We start from the raw sequence: 22,131 nt of genomic DNA, 5'->3' as shown, positions 1-22,131 counted from the left end.
AGTATGATTTCCCGCCGTTGCAAGGCGCAAGGGGCTGTCTCATAGGCAAATCCACGAAATAGCGCAGAAAAATCAAACCCCGGCGCGAGGCGGCTGTTTTGCCGCTTCGCGTCGGGGTTCTAGGGCGTGTATGCATACACGTCCTAGCGATCAGGCTTTCTCGACGTTGAAATATTGCGCCTCAGGATGAGCGAACACCATGGCCGACACGCTGGCCTCCGGCTCCATCATAAAACCTTCCGTCAGCTCCACCCCGATATCCTCGGGCTTCATCAACGCGAACAGCGGGCCCTGATCCTCCAGATTCGGGCATGCCGGGTAGCCGAACGATACGCGAATGCCTTGATAGCGGGCGCCGAAACGCTTCTTCATTGTCATATCTGCCGAATCCGGGAAGCCCCAGATGTCCCTCATCATATGATGCACGCGCTCCGCCAAGCCTTCCGCCACTTCAAGCGCAGTAGCCAGCAGAGCGTGAGAGCGCAAGTAGTCTCCGCTGTCCTTCCACGCCTCAGCCTGCTCGCGGGCGCCCTGACCTGCGGTCACGACGAGGAAACCGACATTGTCCATCACGCCGCTGTCCACAGACTTCAAGAAATCCGCCAGACACAGGAACGGCTCCACCTGCTGACGCGGGAACGAGAAGCGCTGCAGCACCTTCGTCGTATCGGCCGGATCGTAGACCAGAATATCGTTGCCGTCGGACTGCGCCGGGAAAAACCGGTACATCGCCTGCGGATTCAACCAGCCTTTCGCTTGCGACTGCTTCAGAATATCGTCGACCGTCTCCTTCAGGTTAACGGTTCTCTCGTCTCCGGCAGCAAGCAAATCGTCCACATTGCCCTTCAAGCCGAGATGGTGGCCGAGCAGCATCTGCATGTTGACGTAAGGCATCACATGCGAGATCGGATAATCGCGCAGCACATGGCGGTCATGATCGGGCGGTACGAATACCGGCGCGTCCTGCGAAATGCTGGAGCGGCGTACGCGCGACGCTTCGGGCAGCTCCTTCGCCGGCTTGTCGGCTTCTTCCGCCAGCTTCGCTTGCGCGGCCCAATGCTCCTCGATAATGCGCGCCCGATGCCCCGGATCGCTTAGCTTGTTCGCCAAGTCGAGCCCTTCCATCGCGTCCTTCGCATACAGTACGACGCCTTCATACTCGGGCGCGATGCGGTTTTTCGTAAACTTCCGCGTCAGCGCCGCGCCGCCGACGAGAATCGGCGCATCGATGCCGGCGCTGCGCAAGTCCTGCGCGGTGACGACCATCTGCTGCGCGGATTTAACGAGCAGACCGGACAATCCGATCGCATCGGGATTTTCTCTGCGCACGGCTTCGACGATTTGATCCGGCGGCACTTTAATGCCGAGATTCACGATCTGATAACCGTTGTTGGACAAAATGATCTCGACGAGGTTTTTGCCGATATCATGCACGTCGCCCTTAACGGTGGCGAGCAGAATTTTTCCTTTAACAGCGGATTCGTTCTTCTCCATGTGCGGCTCAAGCTGCGCTACGGAGGCCTTCATTACCTCCGCACTCTGCAGCACCTCGGCTACGATCAGCTCGTTGTTGTTGAACAGACGGCCAACCTCGGTCATTCCCGCCATGAGCGGACCGTTAATAATATCGAGCGGCGCGTATTTCTGCAGCGCTTCGTCGAGGTCCGGCGCAAGGCCGTCCTTGCTGCCTTCCACAACGTAGTTGGCGAGCCGTTCCTCCAGCGTCAAGTTCTCGACTTTGACCTTCTTCTCGATCTTTTTGTCGCGGAAAGCGGCTACGAATGCAGCAAGCGTCTCGTCGTTCGTATCGTACAGCAGTTGTTCGGACAGCTTGCGCTCGTGTTCGGGAATGGAGGCGTAGCGCTCCAGCTTCTCCGTGTTGACGATCGCGTAATCCAGGCCGGCTTTCGTACACTCGTACAGGAAGACGGAGTTGAGCACCTCGCGTCCGGCTTCCGGCAAGCCGAACGAGATATTGCTAATGCCGAGAATCGTCTGGCAGGCGGGCAGTGCTTGCTTAATTAGCCGAATGCCCTCGATCGTCTCCTTCGCAGAACCGATATACTGCTCGTCTCCGGTGCCTACAGGGAAAACAAGCGGATCGAAAATGAGGTCCTCCGCCTGCAACCCATACTTGTTCACCAGCAGATCATGCGAGCGAATCGCCACATCCCGCTTGTCCTCGCGCGAAATCGCCTGGCCTCTCTCATCGATGGTGCCGACAACGACCGCCGCGCCGTACCGGTGCAAAATCGGCACGACCTTCTCGAACTTCTCCTCGCCGTCTTCAAGGTTAATGGAGTTAATAATCGATTTGCCTTGAATATATTTCAGCGCCAGATCGATAACCGCCGCATCCGTCGTATCGACCATGAACGGCACCTTGACCTTCTTTGTAACGAAGTCCAAAAACTGCTTCATATCGGCCGTTTCGTCGCGGTCCGGGTCTTGTACGCAAATATCGATGACATGCGCCCCCGTCTTCACTTGCGCTCTGGCGACTTCCGAGGCTTCCTCGTACTTGCCCTCGGCGATAAGGCGTTTGAATTTACGCGAGCCGAGCACGTTCGTCCGCTCTCCGACCATATACGGACGATTGTCGTTCTCGATATAAACCGTATCGATGCCGGAAACCGCCGGCGGATGCTCGCCTTCGATTTTACGCGGAGCGATATCCTTCATCGCATCGGCCATCGCTGCGATATGCGCAGGAGTCGTTCCGCAGCAACCGCCGGCGACGTTCAGCCAGCCTTGCTCCGCGAACCCGCGCAGCTTCTTGGCCAGAGAGTCCGGCGATTCATGGTAGTGTCCGTTCTCGTCGGGCAATCCTGCGTTCGGGTAGCAGCTGACAGCCGTCTTCGCAATCCCGGACAACGTACGGATATGATCGCGCATAAACTCCGGCCCGGTCGCACAATTCAACCCCATTGACACAGGCTTCAGATGCTCCAGCGAAATATAGAAAGATTCGATATTTTGACCCGCCAGCGTCGTTCCCATCGGCTCGATTGTTCCGCTGATCATAATCGGCAGCTCGCGCCCCATCTTCTTAAACGCTTCGCGCACGCCAATGCTCGCCGCTTTCACGTTAAGCGTGTCCTGGCACGTCTCGATCAGAATGCAATCCACTCCGCCCTCCATAAGAGCGACGACCTGATCCAGATAGTCCTGAATCAGTTGATCGAACGTAACGCCTCCCGTAACGGACAGCGTTTTGGTCGTCGGACCGAGCGCGCCCGCGGCGTAACGAGGTTTGTCAGGAGTCGAGTATTTCTCGCAAGCTTCTTTCGCCAGTCGTGCGGCGGCCAGATTAATCTCCCGAGCCTTCTCCGGAATATCGTACTCGGACAGCACGACAGCCGTCGAACCGAATGTATTCGTCTCGATAATGTCCGCGCCCGCTGCCAAATACGCTTCATGAATCGAACGGATCACGTCCGGCCTCGTCAATACAAGCAGTTCGTTGCAGCCTTCGAATTCTTCGCCTCCGAAATCCTCCGCAGTCAGATCCGCTTGCTGAATCATCGTACCCATTGCCCCGTCCAAAATAAGAATTCTGGAGCCCAGAGCCTCTTGCAGGGACGGTTTATTTTGCGTTAAAGTCATAATTGAGTCTCTTCCCCTGTCTGTCAAATCATTAAATTCTATAGTAACAGAATCCTCAGTGGACGGAAAGATACACATCGACAGGTTTACGGAATTGGACTATAATAAAGTCATTAATTCACATTGGGAAAAGGGGAATTAACATGGCAGAAATTCGCATCCGCAACACGAATGAAAGAATTGCCGGCGAAGATGAGGTTCGTGCGTTTCTGACAAAGCAAAACGTACTTTACGAGCACTGGGATACGAGCAAGCTCCCTTCCGAGCTGCATGAGAAGTTTGTGCTTTCCGACGATGAGAAAGCCCAGCTCCTCTCCACTTACGACGCGGAAATTCGCGATCTTGCCGGACGTCGCGGCTATAAGGTGTGGGACATCGTCGCGCTCTCCGAAGCAACGCCGAACTTGCCCGAGTTGCTCAAAAAGTTCGAACAGGTGCACACGCATACGGAGGACGAGGTTCGCGCCATTACGGCCGGACGCGGCATTTTCATCATCAAGGGCGACGACGAGACCGGATACTTCGATGTCGAGCTGAGCGCCGGCGACGTCATCTCCGTTCCGGAAGGCCAACCGCATTTCTTCACCCTAATGGAAAATAAAGCGATCGTAGCGGTCCGTCTGTTTATTGAGCCGGCAGGCTGGGTGGCGGATCCGTTCGAAGATCCGACATTCGTAAAATAGATGCCAGATACGACAAAGGGCTATCCCCTCTGATCATAAGATCAAGGGATAGCCCTTATTTTCGTCGTGCCGTCTCTTACTTCGCCTAGGGCGTGTCTGCATACTCCGAGGGCAGCAGATTTGGCCGAAAAGGTGGTGAAAGACGCCCCTGAGCGGGTTTGCGGACACGCCCTAGCGCTTGCAGGTGTTGAAGCCCATCACTCTATACATCAGACAGCTCCCGGCCAGTCCCGTCAGCAGCACCGCAAGCCCCAGCAAGCCGACGTATTTGACTCCGCCTTCCAGCAGGAAGAAGAGCGAGAGCACGCCAAGGCCGACAAGAATGCGCAATACTCTATCAACGGTTCCCACGTTTTTCATTCCGATCCCTCCGCATGAAATAGTGAATTCTATTTCAGCTTAGGTGAAATCGGTCTCGTTCACCGTGACTAAGTCACTAAAAAACGCTTAGCGCGAATTTAATGTACGAATTAATTCAGGAAGCTCGGTCAAGCTCTCAATCTCGTAGGACGGAACGATATCGTCGTTGCGAACGGCCTCATGCCGATTAATCCACACCGATGTCATTCCAATCCGGTTAGCGCCGAGAATGTCTGTCGTAAGCTTGTCCCCGATCATGACGCCCTCTTCCGCCGTAATTCCGATCTGCTCCATGGCATGCGCGAACAGTTTAGAGGAAGGTTTGCCTTCGCCAAAATTACCGGAAATAACAATCGCATCGAAATAGGGAATCAGATCGGGCATTCCGTCCAGTTTTTCCTGTTGGAGATCCGGGGAACCGTTCGTCAGCAGCAGCAGCTTGTACGACTTTTTCAGTTCTTCAAGCACTTCGAACGTTTCGTCGTACACATATTTGAGTTTTCTTCTCTGCGTTGGGAACATTTCCGCAAGCTGAGACCCTAGCCCGGGATTATCCACTCCGACCGCAGCCAACCCTTTCGTCCAGGCGGTCTGACGATAGCCGGGAGCGAGCTCTTGAAGCTTACGGAACATCGGATGCTCTCCGCGCTCGAATTTGCCCCACAGCGCTTCGAACGGATTGATGCCGATCATCTGGGTGAATCCGAAAGTCTCATAAGTTTCGTACAATGCCCTTGCTTCGCGGCGCACGGCTGCTTCCAGCTCCTGCTCGTCTACTCCCGTTGCTTCGGCACCATATCGGCATGTAGACCGGAATGCTTCGCTTACGCTCCGATCGTCCCAAAGCAAAGTATCGTCCAAATCAAACAGCACCGCTTTAATCGACATTTCCGTTCCTCACTTTGTTTTAATCTCGTAATCTACCCGGTTCACTTCCGCATACACTTTAAGCCGCTCGGCCATTCGGCTGATCGGATAACGGTTCATGATCTTGGAAAATACCCAGTTCGTTCCTTTGACGGATTCGATCAAGACATAACCGGGCTGAACGACGATTTTACGGATTTCCGACGGACGCAACGTCTTGTAGCCCGTAAATTTACGCGTCTCGAGCGTATCCCGACTCACAGCCAAATAGGGTCGCCTGAAATAGTAAAACACCGCAAGCAGAACGTAACACCCGATCGTCACCCAAAACAGCGTCGGATCCTGAAGGAATTTATCCGACCAGGGCTGCGACAACAAAATATAGAACAAAATCAACAATACTAACAGCGAAGGTATTACATAGTTCCGTCCCTGAAACCGGTCAATCTGCGGGGCATTGGCGGCAATCCCCTGTTTGCCTTCTTTTTTGCGCTTTTTGTTGATCTGCTTGGTGTTCTTCGTCACCATTCGTTCCCATGAGCGGGACATAACTTTCCTCCTCGTCACATTACGGACGACGCCCTGAACCTCTAGTTGTGTCGGAACTTCCTTCATCAGCTTGCGGTTCCTTCTGCGTCATCTTGCGGTTTCTTCCGACTGCATATCTATCGTTAATGCTTGATCTGGGGCTGATCGACGACCTCGATCCGATCCAGTTCTTGGCGGAAGTTGCTTTTGAATACCGACAAATATTGTTTGCGCAGACGGTCCCGTTCCGCGACCTCTTGCTCGCTTAAGCCTTCGCTCTTGCTCTTCCGAGATAACTCATTAATACGGTTAATCAACTGTTCCATCTCCATCGGTGTCTCACTCCCCTTTTCGCATCTTCTCTACTTTGCCACTTTCGCCGAGGGCTTGTCAAGAATCAATGCCTTGTCTGGACAAGCTTTGCTTAACCATCAAAAAAAAGACCGGCATAATGATTCGCCGATCTTTCTTGTATCCTCTATATCATCAAGTCAAGGCAATATATTCGCAGGAAAGATCAGCTCTTGTCCGCTCTGCAAAGCAGGAGAGGAAAGCCTGTTGCGCTCCATTAGAACATGGACTGCTTGGCGCGTATCGAGTGCAGGGTCCTTATAGGTACGGGCCAGCTCCCACAACGTATCTCCGCTGTCAACGGAAATTACGATTTCATCGTTCGAGGCAGGCGCCAACTCTCCGGTAGAAGCGAACGAGCGCATCAGCGTAAAGCCGCTGAATAGAAGCAGGAACGCCACGAGCACAAACAGCCCTCTGGCCGCTCTCCAATTCAAAGAGCCTTCCTTATTCTTCACATCGCGATTATATGTCATCTGAGCCGTGTTGTGTGCCTTCGTTGCAGAAATTGCTCCAGTAGAAACCCATGTATGAACCATTCCGCTCACCCCAAACATTTGTTCTGATCCCATCGTAACACGAACACATGTTCATGTCAACGATTTCAGGAACGTTCGTTCTCTAGAACGAGTGTTTGTGCGAACTCGGGTTCTGTGCTATAATTTGTCATCATGAGCTATTTTAATAGGGAGGTTTTGGCGTGACCAAGATGTCCAGCCGACAAAATTCCATACTTGAATTTATTAAAACCGAAGTGCGTGAGAAGGGCTATCCTCCTTCCGTCCGCGAGATCGGCGAAGCGGTAGGACTCGCTTCCAGCTCTACCGTGCACGGTCACCTCGATCGCCTAGAGAAGAAAGGTCTGATTCGGCGCGATCCGACCAAACCCCGCGCGATCGAAATTCTTGGCGACGAAGACGATCAGATGCACAGACTTTCGGCTTCCGTTCGCACAGTCCCGCTTGTAGGCAAAGTAACGGCGGGAGTGCCCATTACGGCCACCGAGAACATCGAGGAGTATTACCCGCTTCCAATCTCCATGGTAGGAGAACAGCCGGTATTCATGCTGTCCGTCCAGGGTGAGAGTATGATCGAAGCGGGCATTCATAACGGAGATTACGTGATCGTGCGCCAGCAGCCGACCGCCGTGAACGGCGACATCGTCGTAGCGATGACAGAAGACAACGAAGCAACGGTCAAGACGTTCTACAAGGAACGCGACCACATTCGCCTCCAGCCGGAGAACGCCAGCATGGAGCCGCTTCGCCTCTCCAACGTCAGCATTCTCGGCAAGGTTATCGGCCTGATCCGCTCGCTTCACTAATATTCGGTGATGATTGGCGATCTCGAAGTGTTCGCATAGTACGAGAACAACTATACTTACGCATACGAAAGAACCTCAACCTCCATTTAAGTGGCGATTGAGGTTCTTTTGTATGTGGCAAGTTCGTAAGTGTGCTTCGCTCGGTTAGAAGTGTTACTTTTTGCCGCGTGTTACCCCAATATTGTCAGGATAGGTGAACTATGATGACCGCGGGCATTGGCTGAGCACTAAGGCACTTTTTTGGCCCCCCATCCCCGTCACGGGTCTCGTCAAGGCACTTTTTGGCCCCCACTCCTCAGTTCACACAAACTGTTCGCCTGCACCATGGAGCGACAAGCTTTAACCTGACCACTTTGCGTGATCCCCCCTCTAACTTCTCAGCACAAAAACGCTCGACACCCTCACGAACAGAAGATCTCGAGCGCTTTTCAAAGCATCTTAATAATGCGTCAAATACTGATCCCGTTCCCATTGGTGAACCTGCGTTCGGTACATATCCCACTCGATTTCCTTCAGTTCATAGAAGTGGCTGAGGGCGTGGTCGCCAAGCGCTTCGCAGATGATGTCGTCCCGCAACAGCTCGGACAGAGCTTCTTTTAAGTCGATTGGCAAGCTCGGGATACCTTCTTCGATCCGCTCCTCGTCGCTCATCACATAGATGTTGCGATCTACTGGAGGCGGCGTCGGCAGCTTGCTGCTGATTCCGTCAAGACCAGCCTTCAGCAAGGCGGCAAGGGTCAAATAAGGGTTTGCAGCCGGGTCCGGATTACGAACTTCAACCCGCGTGCTGAGGCCGCGGGACGCCGGAATGCGAATCATCGGGCTGCGATTGCTTGCGGACCAAGCGACGTAGCACGGAGCTTCGTAACCTGGAACCAGACGCTTATAGGAGTTGACCGTTGGATTCGTAATCGCCGCGAAGCCGCGCGCATGCTTCAAAATGCCAGTCATAAAATGACGGGCTTCCTCGCTTAAGCCCAACTTGTCGCTCTGATCGTAGAACGCATTCTCGTTGCCTCTGAACAGCGACAGATGGCAGTGCATTCCCGACCCGTTCACTCCGAACAGCGGCTTCGGCATAAACGTCGCATGCAAGCCGTGCTGGCGCGCGATCGTCTTCACGACGAGCTTAAACGTCTGAATCTGATCGGCCGCTTTGACTGCGGAAGCGTACTTGAAGTCGATCTCATGCTGCCCGGGAGCCACTTCATGGTGAGACGCTTCGATCTCGAAGCCCATCTCTTCCAGTGTAAGCACGATATCGCGACGGCAATTCTCGCCGAGATCCGTCGGAGCGAGATCGAAATAACCGCCCTGGTCGTTCACCTCCGCGGTCGGATAACCTTTATCGTCCGTCTGGAACAAGAAAAATTCCGGTTCAGGGCCAACGTTCATCGTCGTATAGCCCATTTTCTCGGCGTCCTCTAATGCACGCTTCAGGATCCCGCGAGGATCGCCTGCGAACGGGGTGCCGTCCGGCATGTAGATGTCGCAAATCAAGCGCGCGACCTTATTCTCGGTGACCCACGGAAACACGACCCAGGTACTGAGATCCGGATACAAGTACATATCCGATTCCTCTATGCGAACATATCCTTCGATCGAGGATCCGTCGAACATCATTTTGTTGTCGAGAGCTTTCTCCAGCTGGCTGAACGGAATCTCCACATTTTTGATCGAACCGAGCAAATCGGTGAATTGCAGTCGAATAAAACGAACGTTCTGTTCTTTGGCGATCCGAGTAATATCTTCACGTGTGTAGGTCATGACAGCCTCCTAAAGCGGATGAGTAATTACTTGTTCTTGTAAAACCGGGAGAGCTCCCCTTGAATCAGAGAAACCTGACCCGGACGCTTAGCCTGCAGCAATTCCTGCTTAAGCATCCGATGCAGCTGGGAATCGCTCAGCTCCCTCCGCTTTACCTCGGACACTTCGTTAATAATCGTGCCTTCGTTCTCGTTCTGACCGACCGGATTCATCACTTGTTTGATGCCCGCAATATTGACGCCCTTCTCGATCAGCGACTTGATTTCCATCAGTCGTTCGACGTCGTTAAAAGAAAACAATCGCTGATTGCCATCCGTACGGGCGGGTTGAATGAGCTCGTGCTGCTCGTAATAGCGAATTTGGCGGGCGGTCAGGTCGGTCAGCTTCATGACGATGCCAATCGGAAATAACGCCATATTTCTGCGAATCTCGTCACCCATCTCGTACCCAACCTTCCAGCTTGACTTTGAAATCACTTTCATTGTACCCGCGGCCCCAAAACGTGTCAAGGAATGTAAGGTTTCTGGAAGCGTTCATTTACAAAAATCCGCGTATACGGAGCTCTTGCAGCGCCATCTTGACGGCAAACTTCACATGAGCGTAAGTCAACCCGCCTTGCATATAAGCAATGTACGGTTCGCGAACAGGAGCATCGGCAGACAGCTCCAAGCTGCCCCCCTGGATAAATGTCCCCGCCGCCATAATGACCGGATGCTCGTAACCGGGCATGTCCCAAGGCTCGGGTACGACGTGCGCATCGACGGCCGCCGCCTTCTGGATCGCCTGCACGAAATGAATCAGAGGCTCCGCTCCCGCGAACTTGATCGCCTGGATCAGATCGGTTCGCGGATCGTCCCACCGCGGATGCGTCTCAAAGCCCAGCTTCGCAAAAATAGCAGAAGCAAATACGCTGCCCTTCACGGCTTGTCCGACAAGCAATGGAGCAAGGAATAGCCCCTGATAGATCGATCGCGTCGTTCCAAGCATCGCTCCGACTTCCCCGCCGATTCCGGGAGCGGTCATCCGATACGCGGCCAGCTCCACCAGACGCTGCCTGCCGGCAATATAACCGCCGCTGGCAGCCAAACCTCCGCCCGGGTTTTTGATCAAGGAGCCCGCAATCAAGTCGACGCCGACCTCTGTCGGCTCCTTCTCCTCGGTGAACTCCCCGTAGCAGTTATCCGCGAATACAATCGCGTCCGATTTCAGCTCCTTGAGGCGCGAAGCCATCGCGGCGATCTGCTCGATCGTGAACGACGGCCTCCAATCGTATCCGCGGGAACGTTGAATCGCGAACACCTTCGTTCGCTCGCTTGTCGCTGCGGCCACACCGTCCCAATCCACGCTGCCGTCCTGCAGCAGCGGCACGATCTTCGTCGTCACGCCCCAGTCCGCTAGCGAGCCAAGCCCGTCTCCGGGCTTGCCGATCACTTTGTGCAGCGTGTCGTAAGGACGCCCCGTGACGAACAGCAGCTCGTCTCCCGGTCTCAAGCAACCAAATAAAGCCGCCGAAATCGTATGCGTTCCCGATACGAGATGAGGTCTGACGATCGCGGCCTCCGCCCCAAAGACGTCGGCATAGACGAGATCCAACACTTCTCTTCCGCTGTCGTTGTAACCGTAGCCCGTGGACGTCGCGAAGTGAAAGTCGCTCACTCGATGTTTCTGGAATGCCCGGATGACCTTCCATTGGTTATTTTCCGCGACGCGGTCCAATTTGCGAAACACGCCCTGAACCTGCTCCTCCGCCGCATCCTCCCATTGCTCCCATTGCTTTTCGAAATCCGCGATCTCAGCTGCCTGCATAATGCTCCCCTTTATTTCCGCCAATGTGCTATTGTGTATGAAATACGCGATACTCCTCAAGCTCGTGTCCCGATCTTTCCATATCCGCCGGATTCAGCCGTACGGACAGAAGCAAATGCTCCTCGTCCGTCTCCTGCCCGGTTACTTCCCCGACCCGGTAAGCGAGCGACGCCAAATCCCCTCTAGACGCCGGAATTCTGAACGTCGCCATCTCCCCCAGTATCCGATCCTCAATCGACGCGCGCAACCGTGCCATATCCTCGGGATCAAAGGCGCTAACCCGAATCGCGTCGGCGGCGCCGATAAGAACTCGTTCCGATTGCTCAACCAACAGATCGATCTTGTTGAACACGGTCAGCGTCGGCTTGCCGCCCGCGCCAAGCTCGCGCAGCACGTCCTCTACGACCGCCATCTGACGCTCCCTCATGGGAGACGAAGAATCGACGACGTGCAGCAGGAGATCGGCTTGCGCCGCCTCCTCCAACGTCGCACGGAACGCCGCGACCAGATCGTGCGGCAGATTCTGAATAAAGCCGACCGTATCCGTCAATACGACCGTCTTCCCGCTCGGCAGCTCCAAGCTGCGCGAGGTCGGATCAAGCGTCGCGAACAGCTTGTTCTCGGCCAACACGTCCGCATCAGTCAACTGTCTTAGCAGGCTGGACTTGCCCGCATTCGTATAGCCGACAAGAGCGACCTGCACGGCTCCGACCTTGCGCCTGCGCTCGCGGTGCAAATTGCGGTGAGCCGTCACAGCCTCCAGTTGCCGCTTAAGCTCGGTAATCCGCCTCCGGATATGACGGCGGTCCGTCTCCAGCTTCGTCTCGCCGGGACCGCGCGTGCCGATTCCTCCGCCTAGCCTTGACAGGTTTTTGCCCTGCCCGGACAACCGAGGGAGGAGATAGGTCAACTGGGCGAGCTCAACCTGAAGAATCCCTTCCCTTGTTTTGGCCCGTCCGGCAAAAATGTCGAGAATGAGCTGCGTGCGATCGATAATTTTCAGATCGAGCGTCTCCTCCAGATTACGAACCTGAGTGCCGGTCAGCTCCTGGTCGAAGATCGCCGTCGTCGCTCCGTCGCGCAGCGCGATGTCCCGAATTTCCTGGGCTTTGCCTTTGCCGACGTAATATTTGTTGTCCGGCGAGTCCAAATTCTGCATCACGGAACCGATGACTTCGACTCCAGCCGTCTCGGCCAATGAGGCCAGCTCTTCCAGCGAATGCTCAGGGTCCGCTCCGGATCTTTTTACCTCGTCCGTGACCAGACTGACGAGCAAAGCTCTCTCCAGGCCAGCCGCCTCCGTCTCGTATGCGCTTTGTCTCATCTGTGTCCCCTCATTCCGTTAGTGTTGCAATCCGCGAACGTCCTCCGGCCTTAGCGCCATCAGTTCCTGACGCCCCGGCGACGAGCCCGGATGCTGCGACAGCAGACGTACCGCCTGATAGCGGATCGCCCGCTCGAGAACGTTCCTGACAAACCTGGCGTTGCTGAAATCGCAGATCGCTTCCGATTTCTCCTGGACGAGCAGCTGTCTGAACTTGTAAATCGTCTGCGGAAGCAGAGTATACTCGCGATCTTTGGCCATGCCTTCGGCAATCTGGATCAACTGATCGACCGAATAATCCGGAAATGTCATCTGAATCGGAAAACGGGACGGCAACCCCGGATTCGTCATCAGAAAAGAGTCGATTTCCAGCGTATAACCGGCGAGAATGAGGACGAATTGATTCTTGTAGTCTTCCATCGCCTTAACCAGCGTATCGATGGCTTCTTTACCGAAATCTTTCTCTCCGCCTCGCGCCAAACTATACGCTTCGTCCACGAACAGCACGCCGCCCAGCGCCTTCTTGACCAGATCGCGGGTTTTCTGCGCCGTATGTCCGATGTACTCTCCGACGAGATCGGCTCGTTCCACCTCGACCAGATGGCCTTTGGCGAGCAGTCCCATGCTCTGGAACAGCTTCGCGAGCAGACGGGCTACCGTCGTTTTGCCTGTGCCCGGATTGCCCTTAAAAATCATATGGTACACATGAGCCTGCGCCTGCAGGCTCGCCTCGCTGCGATACTGCATAATCTGCAACAGCGCGTAAATTTCGTAGACGAGTTCTTTGATATCGTCCAGTCCGACCAGACGATCCAGTTCCTTGTGCCATTCCGCCCACGGGCCGGATTGAGGCAACGATTTTAGACTGCCCGAAGGATCGGCTGCGCTTGCATAACCGGCCGTCGTATCCTGGTCCGCATTGCGCAGAACAATATTGATTTGCCGGGACGGACGGGAAGACGAAGCAGCAGCCATCTTGGCCTCAGGCGCTCCCGCTTTAACGTTCATCAAGCTTCACCCCGTGAACTCGAGTCGACGATTAGCCGCAATACCAATGTATTCCGTTCGTCCGATCCCTAGTCATAGGAACAGCTTCGTGCCAAGCCACTTCGTGTAGGCCAGCACCTCTCTCGCTTGATGATACGGCACATTCAGCACTTCGGAATCCGTAACGCTGACTTGCAACGGGGAAATGCCCACCTTCCGCGCAATGTCCGCCGCCCTTGAGCCGTGATAGCTGTGCGTGATGACAATTGCGGAGTTCCAGCCATTGCTCTCCATAATGTCCTTTGCGAACAGCAAATTCTCATATGTGCTTCGGGACAGCGTATCCATTAGTACGGCCGATTCGGGCACGCCTTTGGCCGTAAGATAGTTGCGCATCCCTTCCGCTTCGGTAATCGTCGCACCGCCGGCATCCAATCCTCCGGTAACGATGATTCTGGCGAACGCGCCTTCCTCATACAGCTCCAAAGCGAGATCGAGCCGTTCCTTCAGCCCGGGACTTGCCTCGTCGTTCCAAAGCCTTGCGCCAAGCACTATGCCGACGTCCGAAGGAGTCGGTTTGCCCTCTCCGGGAATGCCGTCGAACCGAACGACAATCACGTAAATCGTCAGACACCAGAGGAGCAGTGCTGCCGCTCCAAGCGCCAACAGCCGCAGCACTCTCTTTTTCCACTTGCCGCGTTTAACGGGTTCGAAGGCTGTCTCCATGCCCGACGACCTCCCTTCTCCCTGCCGACCGAGCGTCATATCGGGCTCTTATCCCAGCCCAGCTTGTTTAGCAGCATTCGGCGATGCTGTAAGCTCAAGTCGAAATACGGAAATTTATTTTGCTTGATCAAATCCATCAACCGAGCCGCCGTCTTGCGCGCCATAGCGGAATCGCGGGGCGTGATCTCCCCTTCCTCCAGCGCCTCTTCCAGCTCGTCTTCGTCCAGCAGCAGCTTCTCCCCCGTCGGAAGCACCACAATGTCCAAAAACAGATCGTCGAACCATGGAACCTGCTGATCGGTTAACCCTTGAATTTTGCAGATGTCGATGTACCACTGTACGACTTGGCCCTGATCGTCGAACATCGTCGTCACGACGAAATGCTCTCCTTTAGGAAAATGCTGCATCCATAAATATCCGCGATCCGCCAAACACATTCTTTTCCCGTTGTACTCCTTCCACAGAGGGTCGCGCAGCTCGTGAATCCGGTACAGCGTTACGAAACCTCTGAACTGAGGCTCATCCATGGGTACGCATGCATAGCTTTTCTTTAAAATCCGCCGCCAGTTGGCCCGATCCGAAAATTTACGCTTCATCACGACTTTCCTTTCCGTCCGTTCAACATTTGTAAGCCTAGTATGCTCACACAGTGTCGTTAAAGTCCTACTCGCGTTGCCTTAAGACAACTCTACATATAAAAAGCTTACCACAAGTTGCCTTTACGAACCAGTTTTCCCCCTGCAGATCCGATCGGGCGCACATGAAACAAGGACGATTCCGGCATCATGCAGCCGAGATCGTCCTTGCGTATCAAGCTTATTGAGGGAAAGTGCCAACCAGCGGAACGGTTCCGTCATCGCCTTCGGTGACCGGAATGTCCGGACTCGGACTTTCGCTCGTCTCCGGCGGCGGAACTCCCTCCGAAGGCGTCGGGGTCTGCGATGGCGATTCTCCCGGCACCTCGATCGGCGGCTCCGTCGTTTCGGTCGGTTCGCCCGTCTCCACCGGAGGAATCGTCTCCTCGCCTTCCTCTCCGGTCGGAGGCGTAGTCTCCATGCCGGAAGTCACCGTAATCGTCTGCTGCTCGGACGGCTCGCTCTCAAGCGACTTCGACGCTTGATATGCCGTCACGTAATACGTGTACGTCTGATCCGGCAGCAGAGCCATATCGTCGTACGTCGTCCCTTCGACTTCGGCCATCATCTTGAATTCCTGCTCGGCAGCTTCCTTCCGGTAGATGCGGTACGTAATTTCTTCCCCCGGCACCGCGGTCCAGAGCAGATCGACGCTGACCGTCTCCGGAGAGTACGAGACCATCAAACCGCTTACGGCGTCCAGCTTCTGCTCCTCTTCCTCCTGCACGCCCGAAGGCACGGGGAAGCTCTTCTTCTTGTAGCCTTCCAGCACCTTGGACATGACCGCGGAGAACATCGAAGCGGCCTGACCGCTGCTGCCGTCGAGCAGATGATCCTTGTCCGTCTTATCGTAGCCGAACCAGACGGACGCCGTCAGCTCCGGCGTATACCCGACGAACCAGACATCGCGGTTTTTGCTCGTTCTCAGGTTCGGAATACCCGCTTGCGTCGTACCCGTCTTCCCGACCACGGTGCGACCGCTGATGGCAGCCCGCGTGCCGGTTCCGCCTTTCTGAACGACGCCCGAAAGCAGCTCCGTCACATAATGCGCGGTTGTCTCTTTCATGACCTGCTCGGGCTTCTCGTTGAATTCGTAGATCGATTTGCCGTTGACGTCCTCGATTTTGAGGACGCTATGCGGCTCGTAAAGCTTGCCGCCGTTCGCGAACGCCGAGTAAGCTCTCGCCATTTGGAGCGGAGTGACGCCGTGCGTCAGACCGCCAAGCGCGATCGATAGGTTGCGGTCTTCTTTGCCAAGCTCGATACCGAGCCTGTTGGCGAATTCCAATCCTTTGCCGATGCCGATTTCGTTCAGCAGCCAGACCGCCGAAACGTTGCGCGATTCCTTAATCGCCTGGCTCATCGGGATAGCGCCCAGATACTGGTTGCGATTGGAGTTCGAAGGGCAGTAGTCCCCGAAGCACTGCTTCACGTCCTGAACGGTCGACCACGGGAAGTAGTTGCCGGTTTCAAGCGCCGGTCCGTAGTCGATGATCGGCTTAAACGACGAACCGGGCTGTCTCTGCTTCACTGCGCGGTTCCAGCCCTGCGCTTTGTAGTCTCGGCCGCCGACCATCGCCACAAGCGATCCGTCATGCTGGTTCATAATGACCATCGCGCCCTGAACGATCTGCTCGTCCACGCTTTTCTCGAATCGTTCGGCGTTGGCGAACTCCTTCTCTGCGATCGTCTGCGCTTTCGTATCCAGCGTTGTCGTAATGATATAACCGGCGCTGCGCAGCTCTTCCTCGGTCAGGTTCGTTTTCTCCTGCGCCTCGTCGAGCACGTAATCGAGGAATGCCAAGTATTTGTCATCTACCTGGCTCGCCTTGGATGGCTTGTATACTTCTTTCGCCGCGGCTTCCTTTTCCTTCTCCGTAATCAGCCCTTGATCGTACATCAGCTTCAGCACGACCGAGCGCCGTTCCATCGACTTCTCCGGGTTGCGGATCGGGTTGTACGTGTTCGGCGCCTTCGGCATGCCGGCCAGCGTCGCAATCTGCCACAGCTCCAGTTCCTCCAGATCGTCCACGTCAAAATAGTACTTCGCCGCCGTTTTGACGCCGTATTGGCCTTTTCCGAAATAAATCCGGTTCAAATACAGCTCCAAAATTTCCGGCTTCGTCATTTTCTGCTCAAGCGCGAGCGCGATGGAAGCTTCCGTGCCTTTACGGAAAATCGTCTTGTCCGCGTTCAGGAACAGGTTTTTGGCGAGCTGCTGGGTAATCGTACTGGCGCCCTCAACCGCGCTGCGGGCGATGACGTCCTTGACGAGCGCGCGGCCGATGCCGAGCAGATCGACGCCGTTGTGTTCGTAGAAGCGCTTGTCCTCGGTTGCGACGAACGCATCCTGCACGACCTTCGGAATGGTCGAGATCGGCGCGAACTCCCGATTGCCTTCGGCATTGTACAGCTTGGCAACCTCGGTGCCATTGCGGTCTACGACAATCGAAGCTTTATCCAGATTCAATTTGTTGATATTGGCGTTAAGAATACGTTCCCCGTTCAAAATAACGAGCAAATAACCGACGACCGCGCATACGATTGCTATCAATACGATGAAGAACAGCCACACGAGCGCAAGCTTCTTCTTGCCCTTGCGCGGGCGCTTTCCTGCGCCATTCCCGTTGCCTTTTCCCTTGCTGCCGCTCTTGCCGCTTCTCTCCGCGCTGCTCGATCGGCTTGGAACTGTCGGTTGGTTCATCTGTGTCTCCCCTTCTATCCGTATCTCTCTGTCTCTAATTTACCCAGCCTATTAGAGGTTGTTCAAAAAGTCCGCTTTTGATCACGAAGCATCCCAGGAAGTAGACTCGACATCGAATCTTGAACTCAGCCGGTTCTTCCGGTGCTCACGTAGCTTCCACTACGCTCCGCTCCTCATACCCGGTCTTCATTCAACCTTCTCGGTGCTGAAAATCGAACTTTTTGAACGCGCACTACAAAGAAAGAACAACCCGGTTAGCGGGTTGCTCATGTGCCGGCCTATTCTCTTAGACGCATATGGCTGGGGAAAAGTTTCACTTGACCGCTGCCGTGAAGACGGCGGGTCAGTTATCCGTCCCGCTGTCCTGCTGCATGAGAGAGACGTTGCGCTGCGGCATAAACGTGCTGATCGCATGCTTATACACCATTTGTTGGCGTCCCTCGCTGTCGATCACGATGGTGAAGTTGTCAAACGCGCGAACGATGCCGCGAATTTGAAACCCGTTGGTCAAATAAACAGTGACCGGAATGCTGTCTTTGCGAAGTTGATTGAGAAAGGTATCCTGGATGTTAATGGACTTGTTCATTGGCCGTAAACCCCCATCGCCACTAATATTTATGAACAATTATATTCAATATCAATCTGAAACTTTCCTGCTATTATAGCACATATACTTTCGAAAAGGGCGCTGTTTTTTGCAGCGTCGCTTACATCCACCCATTCGAGCCCCTGCATATGGCGAAACCAGCTTAGCTGCCGCTTGGCAAAATGCCGCGTATCCCGCTTAAGAAGCGTCACCGCTTCCTCGTAAGAGGTCTCCCCGTCCAAGTAAGCGGCGATCTCCTTGTAGCCGAGACCGCGCATCGACACGGCGCCTCTCGGCACCCCGGCATTAAGCAATCGGCGCACTTCCTCCACCAGTCCGGCCTCCAGCATCAGATCCACTCTCGCGTCGATTCTTCCGTAAAGCTCCTCCCGGTCCATCGTCAACCCGATCAGGCACAGCTTATAGGGCGAACGCTTGACATCGCCGCGGGACTGGCTCTGCGCCTCGGAAAGCGGCTTGCCCGTTAGACGGAACACCTCGAGCGCGCGAATGATCCGTCCCTCGTCGTTCGGATGCAGCTTGGCTGCCGTAGCCGGATCGATTGCGGCCAGCTTGTCGTGCAGCGCCTGCGCGCCGTGCTCGGCGGCATACGCTCTCATCTCGGTCCGATACGCCTCGTCCGCTCCGAAATCCTGAAATCGAAAACCGTAGCAGACGGATTCCACATATAATCCGGTCCCTCCAACCATAAACGGCAGGCGGCCGCGGCTATGAATTTCGTCGATGGCATCGGCGCATACGCTTTGGAACTCCGATACGGAGAAGGGATGCTCCGGCTCGCGGATGTCGATGAGATGGTGCGGAACGCCCTCCATCTCCTCCGGCATCAGCTTGGCCGTGCCGATATCCATTCCCCGGTATACCTGCATCGAATCGCCGCTAATAATTTCCGCGTTCAACGCTTTGGCCAGCTTCAGGCTGAGCGCGGTTTTGCCCACCGCCGTCGGCCCGACAAGCACGAGCAGCGGCGGACGGTTATCCTCTTCTGCATGACTCAACATCTATCACTCCGTAAGCGACGGCGGACGAGGACGACTTGGCCAGCCGGAAGCCGAGCTGTTCGAACCTTCCGCTGTCGCGATGGTCTTTAAGAACGACTCGCCTGCGAGCGACCCGCTTGGCCTCCCGCACCGTTTCCGGCGTCAACGGCCCGTGAAAGGCGCGAGTCCGCAGCGGGACGAGCGAGCTCGAAGCGATCACCGGCTTCTCGAACATCGGGTCGAAGTAGACGATGTCCGCGCTGTCGTCTGGCAGCCCGGGAAGCCATTCCTCGCAGCTCGCATGCACGGCTTCGATGGCGCGCAGCGCCTGATCGGCATCCTGAAGGCCGGTCTCATACGTCTTCAGTCCCTCCCGCACGACAACATGCACCGTCTGCACCGCTTCCAGCGCCACGACCTTGCCCGCCGCTCCCGCCGCCCAGCTGAATACGAGCGAGTCCGCGCACAATCCCGCCGTGCAGTCGATCACTGTATCCCCCGGCTTGACGCCCGATACCTCAAGCAGCGAATCGCGACCTCCGGCCAGCAGGCCCTTGATTCGGACAAGCGCCATGCTCGGATGAAAATAGAACGGTTGCTCGTCCTCGCCGTGCAGACGAATATCCTGCGGACCGACGACCAGTACCTCTCTGTCATCCGTCGTTGTCTGCAGCGAGCGGATCGTCCGACCTTCCCTTGCAACGCGGACAACGCCCAACTCTGCGGCCAACCGGACGGCCCTTTCGACCGTTTCCTCGGAAGGCCGCTGCGAAGTCGTTACGATCAAGACGTCACCCGCTTAAACATTTTTTCGAGCTCGTAGGTTGTGAAGCTGACGACGATCGGCCTTCCGTGCGGGCAAGTGTACGGCTGCTTGCAGGCGGCCAGCCGCTGCAGCAGCTTCTCTCCCGATTCCCGCGTCAGCGCCTGATTCGCCTTGATCGACGCCTTGCAAGAACACATAATCGACGCCTGCTCCCGCAGCACGCGCAAATCGACGCTTTTCTCCTGAATGATCCATTCCGCCATTTCGCGGACGATCGCCGCTTCGTCGCCGGAAGGGAACCAGTGAGGCACCGCCCTTATGATAAAGGTATTTCCCCCGAAATCCTCCATATATACCCCGGCGCTCTCGAAGGCAGCCAATCGTCCGCGAAGCAGGGCGCACTCATCCGGGGCAAACTCCAACGTCATCGGGAGCAGCAGCTCCTGGCTCGCTTCCTCCGGCCGCCCGAATTTGTCGTAATAATACTCGTAGTTAATCCGCTCGTGAGCGGCGTGCTGGTCGATCAAATACAACCCGTTCGGATTTTGCGCCACGATATACGTGCCGTGCAGCTGTCCGACCCAGCCGAGCTCCGGAAACTCCGGAACCCCGGGCTGGACGGCTGGCGCGGCGAACGCGCTCTTCCATACCTCGGACGGAATCGGGTCCGAAGCGCCGGTCGCCGCAGGCCATGCAGGCGACGAACGCGCCGGCGGCTGGCCGGACTGCGGCCGAGAGGAAGCATTCGACACTGCGGTCGCCTGAGACGGACTGGATGCGAACGTTGCTGACGAGACATCCCGGCGATCGTAGGTTGAAGACGATGCAGGCGAAGCTTCCCCCCGCTCGAAGGGCGCGGCCGATGTCTGCGAAGCTTCGCTCCGTTCATAGGACGCAGCCGTCTCCTTCACGAAGTCGGTCTGCTGTCGGCCGAGTGGCTCCCGCGTCGGTTCCTCCGGCGGTTCAGGCAGCGGCGCTTGCTCACGATCGGCCACCTCCGTTGCCGGCGGAAGCTGAAAACGAATCTGCTCCTGTACCCACGAGTTTGTCTTCGGAGACCGAACGGCCGTTCCCGACGGAATGTAGGCCGTCTTGCCTACCGCTTTCTTGATCGCGCCCTCTACGAAAGCCCGCAGCTCGACTTCTTTGCTGAAGCGCACCTCCAGCTTGGCCGGATGGACGTTGACGTCTACAAGCGTCGGATGCATTCGCAGGTTAAGCACGGCAAGCGGATAACGGTGCAGCGGCAGCAGCGTATGGTATGCCTGAAGCAGCGGCTGCACGACCGCTTGGCTGCGGACGTAACGACCGTTGACAAGTACGGTCAATGCATTGCGGTTCGCTCTCGTTTCAGTCGGCATTGCGGTCAGGCCGTTCAGAGAATAGTCCGGGTTCTCATCCTGCACCTCGATCATCGCCTTCGCCGAAGCCGTTCCGTAAATCGCCGCCACGACTTGGCGCAGATCGCCCGTTCCCGGCGTTCGCAGCAGCACGTTGCCGTTGTGCGAAAAAGTAAACGCGATGTCCGGCCTCGCCAGCGCCTGCCGATAAACGATATCGGACAAGTGGCCCAGCTCGGTCTGGATCGTCTTCATATATTTCAGCCGCGCAGGCGTATTGTAGAAGATTTCCTTGACGACCATCTCCGTGCCTTTGGGCGCATTCGTCTCGCGATTGGTTGTCACCGTTCCGGCTTCGATCTCAAGCAGGCTGCCGAGCCCGCTGTCGTCCGTCGCGCTGACGCATTTCACTTTGGCCACCGCCGCGATACTCGGCAGCGCTTCGCCGCGAAACCCGAGCGTCGCGATCTGGAACAGATCTTTATCCGTCGATATTTTGCTTGTCGCATGTCGCTGGAAAGCGGTCAGCATATCGTCCGGCTGTATGCCGGCGCCGTTGTCCGCCACTCTAAGCAACTGCAGACCGCCCTCTTCCGCGGATACGTCGATTCGACTGGCCCCGGCGTCGACGGCGTTCTCGATCAGCTCCTTCAGAACGGAAGCCGGACGTTCAACGACCTCTCCCGCGGCAATCTGGTTCGCCAAATGCTCGTCAAGCGGGCGTATGATTCCCATCTCTTTCTCCCCCCTTCCTTATTCCTCATAACTCG

The 22,131-nt window shown here is 55.9% G+C and carries 20 protein-coding genes; 2 read left to right on the top strand and 18 right to left on the bottom strand.

What is annotated here, in order from left to right:
* Positions 1-150: 150 nt before the first annotated feature.
* A complete protein-coding gene (gene metH, locus DFP98_RS13345; protein WP_116061096.1) occupies positions 151-3,606 on the bottom strand; it encodes a methionine synthase in 3,456 nt (1,151 codons plus the stop codon).
* A 143-nt stretch (positions 3,607-3,749) separates the two neighbouring features.
* On the opposite strand from metH, the gene DFP98_RS13340 reads away from it, so the two are divergent.
* Positions 3,750-4,289, top strand: coding sequence for a 1,2-dihydroxy-3-keto-5-methylthiopentene dioxygenase (locus DFP98_RS13340; RefSeq protein WP_116061095.1), 540 nt, complete (start codon positions 3,750-3,752; stop codon positions 4,287-4,289).
* A gap of 171 nt (positions 4,290-4,460) precedes the next feature.
* Here DFP98_RS13340 and DFP98_RS13335 read toward each other — a convergent pair whose 3' ends face one another.
* From DFP98_RS13335 to DFP98_RS13315, 5 genes are all read right to left on the bottom strand, one after another.
* Positions 4,461-4,649, bottom strand: coding sequence for a YgaP family membrane protein (locus DFP98_RS13335; RefSeq protein ID WP_116061094.1), 189 nt, complete (start codon positions 4,647-4,649; stop codon positions 4,461-4,463).
* A gap of 87 nt (positions 4,650-4,736) precedes the next feature.
* Positions 4,737-5,537 (bottom strand): HAD family hydrolase, encoded by an 801-nt coding sequence (locus tag DFP98_RS13330; RefSeq protein WP_116061093.1) that lies wholly within the window; start codon positions 5,535-5,537, stop codon positions 4,737-4,739.
* A gap of 9 nt (positions 5,538-5,546) precedes the next feature.
* On the bottom strand, positions 5,547-6,065 hold the full coding sequence (locus DFP98_RS13325) for a hypothetical protein (protein WP_116061092.1): 519 nt from the start codon (positions 6,063-6,065) through the stop codon (positions 5,547-5,549).
* A gap of 122 nt (positions 6,066-6,187) precedes the next feature.
* The gene (locus tag DFP98_RS13320; RefSeq protein WP_116061091.1) at positions 6,188-6,376 is read right to left on the bottom strand and encodes a DUF896 domain-containing protein; all 189 of its coding nucleotides are present in this window, start codon (positions 6,374-6,376) and stop codon (positions 6,188-6,190) included.
* A gap of 159 nt (positions 6,377-6,535) precedes the next feature.
* A complete protein-coding gene (locus DFP98_RS13315; protein WP_220377092.1) occupies positions 6,536-6,832 on the bottom strand; it encodes a LysM peptidoglycan-binding domain-containing protein in 297 nt (98 codons plus the stop codon).
* Between the two features lie 263 nt (positions 6,833-7,095).
* Here DFP98_RS13315 and lexA point away from each other — a divergent pair, with 263 nt between their 5' ends.
* Positions 7,096-7,719, top strand: a complete 624-nt coding sequence (gene lexA / locus DFP98_RS13310) for a transcriptional repressor LexA (RefSeq protein WP_116061089.1) — start codon at positions 7,096-7,098, stop codon at positions 7,717-7,719.
* 438 nt (positions 7,720-8,157) lie between these two features.
* On the opposite strand, the gene glnA is transcribed toward lexA, so the two are convergent.
* From glnA to mutL, 12 genes are all read right to left on the bottom strand, one after another.
* Positions 8,158-9,486 (bottom strand): type I glutamate--ammonia ligase, encoded by a 1,329-nt coding sequence (glnA, locus tag DFP98_RS13305; RefSeq protein WP_116061088.1) that lies wholly within the window; start codon positions 9,484-9,486, stop codon positions 8,158-8,160.
* Between the two features lie 26 nt (positions 9,487-9,512).
* Positions 9,513-9,926: a MerR family transcriptional regulator gene (locus tag DFP98_RS13300; protein ID WP_116061087.1), complete on the bottom strand. Its 414-nt coding sequence runs from the start codon at positions 9,924-9,926 to the stop codon at positions 9,513-9,515.
* 97 nt (positions 9,927-10,023) lie between these two features.
* Complete coding sequence (locus DFP98_RS13295) at positions 10,024-11,292, bottom strand: methionine gamma-lyase family protein (RefSeq protein ID WP_116061086.1); 1,269 nt, start codon at positions 11,290-11,292, stop codon at positions 10,024-10,026.
* A gap of 28 nt (positions 11,293-11,320) precedes the next feature.
* Complete coding sequence (gene hflX, locus DFP98_RS13290) at positions 11,321-12,616, bottom strand: GTPase HflX (RefSeq protein WP_116061085.1); 1,296 nt, start codon at positions 12,614-12,616, stop codon at positions 11,321-11,323.
* Positions 12,617-12,634: 18 nt separating this feature from the next.
* Positions 12,635-13,624 carry an AAA family ATPase gene (locus DFP98_RS13285; RefSeq protein ID WP_116061084.1) on the bottom strand — a complete coding sequence of 330 codons (990 nt, stop codon included), beginning with the start codon at positions 13,622-13,624 and terminating at the stop codon, positions 12,635-12,637.
* 72 nt (positions 13,625-13,696) lie between these two features.
* The gene (locus tag DFP98_RS13280) at positions 13,697-14,329 is read right to left on the bottom strand and encodes a YdcF family protein (protein WP_181917667.1); all 633 of its coding nucleotides are present in this window, start codon (positions 14,327-14,329) and stop codon (positions 13,697-13,699) included.
* 35 nt (positions 14,330-14,364) lie between these two features.
* Positions 14,365-14,925: a ribonuclease FAU-1 family protein gene (locus DFP98_RS13275; RefSeq protein ID WP_116061082.1), complete on the bottom strand. Its 561-nt coding sequence runs from the start codon at positions 14,923-14,925 to the stop codon at positions 14,365-14,367.
* 220 nt (positions 14,926-15,145) lie between these two features.
* Positions 15,146-17,668 (bottom strand): transglycosylase domain-containing protein, encoded by a 2,523-nt coding sequence (locus tag DFP98_RS13270; protein WP_116061081.1) that lies wholly within the window; start codon positions 17,666-17,668, stop codon positions 15,146-15,148.
* A 343-nt stretch (positions 17,669-18,011) separates the two neighbouring features.
* Positions 18,012-18,254, bottom strand: coding sequence for an RNA chaperone Hfq (gene hfq, locus DFP98_RS13265; protein ID WP_094042585.1), 243 nt, complete (start codon positions 18,252-18,254; stop codon positions 18,012-18,014).
* A gap of 29 nt (positions 18,255-18,283) precedes the next feature.
* On the bottom strand, positions 18,284-19,276 hold the full coding sequence (miaA, locus tag DFP98_RS13260; RefSeq protein WP_181917666.1) for a tRNA (adenosine(37)-N6)-dimethylallyltransferase MiaA: 993 nt from the start codon (positions 19,274-19,276) through the stop codon (positions 18,284-18,286).
* Entirely contained in the window at positions 19,251-20,042 is a 792-nt protein-coding gene (locus tag DFP98_RS13255; protein ID WP_116061080.1) for a class I SAM-dependent methyltransferase, read from the bottom strand. The genes miaA and DFP98_RS13255 overlap by 26 nt, the downstream gene beginning before the upstream one ends.
* Positions 20,039-22,096, bottom strand: a complete 2,058-nt coding sequence (mutL, locus tag DFP98_RS13250) for a DNA mismatch repair endonuclease MutL (protein WP_116061079.1) — start codon at positions 22,094-22,096, stop codon at positions 20,039-20,041. The genes DFP98_RS13255 and mutL overlap by 4 nt, the downstream gene beginning before the upstream one ends.
* Between the last annotated feature and the right edge of the window lie 35 nt (positions 22,097-22,131).

This window comes from Cohnella phaseoli (assembly GCF_003386235.1).
GTDB lineage: Bacteria > Bacillota > Bacilli > Paenibacillales > Paenibacillaceae > Cohnella > Cohnella phaseoli.
Note: the sequence above shows the minus strand (reverse complement) of the source record. Positions and strands in the feature narration are given on the sequence as shown.